General features: G+C 37.3%; 4 protein-coding genes. All 4 read right to left on the bottom strand.

The genetic code is table 11. From position 1 onward, the window contains the following. Positions 1-261 precede the first annotated feature (261 nt). On the bottom strand, positions 262-576 hold the full coding sequence (locus tag FTT85_RS18265; protein WP_038350244.1) for a BrnA antitoxin family protein: 315 nt from the start codon (positions 574-576) through the stop codon (positions 262-264). After that, a complete protein-coding gene (locus FTT85_RS18260; protein WP_004728473.1) occupies positions 539-850 on the bottom strand; it encodes a BrnT family toxin in 312 nt (103 codons plus the stop codon). Before FTT85_RS18260 ends, FTT85_RS18265 begins: the two co-directional genes overlap by 38 nt. Before the next feature lie 455 nt (positions 851-1,305). Further along, positions 1,306-1,806: an META domain-containing protein gene (locus tag FTT85_RS18255; protein ID WP_074163995.1), complete on the bottom strand. Its 501-nt coding sequence runs from the start codon at positions 1,804-1,806 to the stop codon at positions 1,306-1,308. Between the two features lie 2 nt (positions 1,807-1,808). Further along, on the bottom strand, positions 1,809-2,793 hold a 985-nt coding region (locus tag FTT85_RS18990), incomplete at its 5' end, for a S1 family peptidase (RefSeq protein WP_349665759.1).

The raw sequence follows: 2,793 nt of genomic DNA, 5'->3' as shown, positions 1-2,793 counted from the left end.
GCCCTACAAGAACCACTAAAATCGAGTATAGGCTGTATTCCTGATTCATTACGATAAACAGGACTGCTGTGAAAAAAAGTAGTGGTAAAGGAGAAAGTAAGAGAGCTTTTACTATTTTTTCATTTGAATATTTCACTAATTTAATTCTCTTATCTACTCAATAAATAATAATACTATAACGATTTTATTGGAGGTTTTTTGATTCCATTTAACATAATGGTGGTTATACGCAGTCAAAAATGGGAGCCTAAGCTCCCATTTTTATTGATGATTTTTTAATTCTTTAAGCATGGCATCCCGTAAAATTTTATTCATTCGTGTTTGATAGCCTTTGCCTTGGGCTTTTAGCCACTGCATGACATCTGCATCGATGCGAACCGTAGTTACTTGTTTAGTCGGCTTGTAAAATGGATTTTGCACTGCATTTTTCCAGAAGCTGTCATCAAGTTCAGGAATATCTGAAAAATCGATTTCACTGTCTGGACGTTTAGCTAACGCTTCCAGTCTTGCCTTTTGTTCTTCAGACAAAACAGGAGGATTATTCAAATCCATTTTGTAGGTAACGGTTTTGCTCATATTGTTTCCTCTCTTTTTTCTCTGCCTGTCGTGCCGAAATAATGCGGATATGATCAATCCCATTATGATCTTGTACAGTATGAGCCACTAATAAAACTGTCTGGCCGTGTACGAGACCTATCGCTTGCCAACGATATTCACCATTTTCAAAGCGATCCTGTTTGAAGACGGCATAGGCATCATAAAAAACCAAGGTTGCATCTTCGAAAGCTACACCATGTTTTTTGAGGTTTGTATCTGCTTTATGCTCATCCCATGAAAACTCAATTTCCATAGTTGTATCGCTTTTTGTTAATATAAAAATGTTAATACAAAATTGTAAATTTTGCAAAGTTGTTCCACTTTTTATTGGCAAAATATTACAGAATCGAACATAAAAAAGCCGACTTGTTTCAAAATCGGTTTTTTGGGCATTTTTGGATTTTTCTTGTTTTGTTAAGTATCTGATATTTATATTAATATACAAATGTATTGCGTATAACCACCATTATGTTAAATAGGGAATTCAAAGCTCTTTCTAAGAGTTGGTATAGTGGTAATACTTATTGAGTGCGTAAAAGAATTAGATTAATAAAATACTCAAAAGAAAAATAGTAAAAGGGAACTTACAGAAAATAAGTTACCGGCTCTTAAAATTATATTTAAACAAAGAAGCCCAACTAAATGATTGGGCTTCCTCATATCTAACTTTACCTTATGATTTTCATCAGTGTACTGCAAGAATTTAGACTACTTGTTGACTTGAACACCTTTAAAAATCAATTTCTCTTTTTTTTGTGTTTCTATAAGCAGTTGTGCCTGCCCCTTACGAGATTGAAGATATAATGTGGGAGCATTCACCAGAATATCTATCATCGTACTTTCACGTAAGTTGATATCATCAGGACAGCCCATCATTGTGGCAACAATTGGTTGTTCAGCATATAAATGATTGCCCTTAAAATGAATACCAATCGAATTTATATTACAAAACAAATTCCCAATATACAGCATCTTTTCTGCAAATTTTAGCGTGATAGGTTGGTCAGGTTTTGAAGCCAGAAATAATGAATCTATACGTTCACTATTAGCATTTGTTGCCTCGATTAATTCCCAAGAAAATTGCGCCAAGGTCTGCTCACTAAAGGACATCACTTGTAATTCTTGTATCTTGGACTGATCGGCTGATGAAGGCTTATGACAAGCGCTCAAAAGTCCAACGACGAACATCAGTATAAATATTCTAGTCATCGTTATTGTCCGTATAATAATGAGTAACCCTCTTTATAGAGTTCATCAGTAGACATATAGGTCATATATCCATTAGGTTTGGCGGCACCTCCGCAATACCCCTGACCTTTCATGGAAGAACTCCATGTGCCTTGATAAGTTGCAGTAGATAATAACCCTGCCGCCACACTTCCAATAAAGATTGGACCACCACTATCGCCACCCCAACAATCCAACGTTGGACCTGAAACTTTTACCCATGTTGCATTACACACACCTGCCCCTGATGGTCCACATTTATTGTCAGTACCAAATGCTTTAAATGCGGTCGACTGAACCGTACCACAACTATAACCAGTTTTCATTCCATAATGACAGACATACGTACCAACAGGTGTGTTACCTTGTGTACGTCGACCAGTTAGAGTTTTGACCACATTGTCACTGGCGAAAAATTCTGGGTTCAAGGTATGTGTAGATGATACTAAACTCATGGTTTGGAAATCCTGACTACCATTCCAGAAGTCTCCCACAAAGGTTAGTGCAATATTATCATTGCCAGTTGTCTTGCGGTCATCTACAGTAATTTTGTAATTCTTACAGTGAGCCGCTGTGGTCGCAAATTTTGTACCCGCAGCGTTTTTCACATTAAAACCTGTTGTACAATTATAAAAAGTGGTTGAAGTTGTACTATCCGCCATCAGCATGGTTTCTGCTGCCCTTACTGCGGCACTATGTCTTAATGGAATATTAGTGGTCGTTACTTTAAGTGGGACATTGGTTAATGTTCTAGGTTTTTCACTGCTCAGTAATTTCAAACCCTGTGTTTGGTTGGTTGCAGTATGCTTTGGATCATAAAGCTCTAAATCAATGCTATTTTCGGCACTGTTGCAAATAGTCGGTGGTGATAAACTTATCATCCCCTTTTGCTGATGGAGCTGCACATGAACCCATTCAAAGGCCGGCATTTTCAGCGTGACATCATTCTGTGGGCCGTACGCTGGTACT

Origin of the sequence: Acinetobacter sp. YH01020 (genome assembly GCF_013420275.1) — a bacterium.
GTDB classification, from domain to species: Bacteria; Pseudomonadota; Gammaproteobacteria; order Pseudomonadales; family Moraxellaceae; genus Acinetobacter; species Acinetobacter amyesii.
The sequence above is the reverse complement of the archived record's forward strand: the minus strand, read 5'-3'. Positions and strand labels throughout refer to the sequence as shown.

Excerpts from the sequence above, each read along its gene's own strand:
- FTT85_RS18260 (WP_004728473.1), bottom strand. The coding sequence starts at position 850 with ATGGAAATTGAGTTTTCATGGGATGAGCATAAAGCAGATACAAACCTC.
- FTT85_RS18255 (WP_074163995.1), bottom strand. The coding sequence starts at position 1,806 with ATGACTAGAATATTTATACTGATGTTCGTCGTTGGACTTTTGAGCGCT.
- FTT85_RS18265 (WP_038350244.1), bottom strand. The coding sequence starts at position 576 with ATGAGCAAAACCGTTACCTACAAAATGGATTTGAATAATCCTCCTGTT.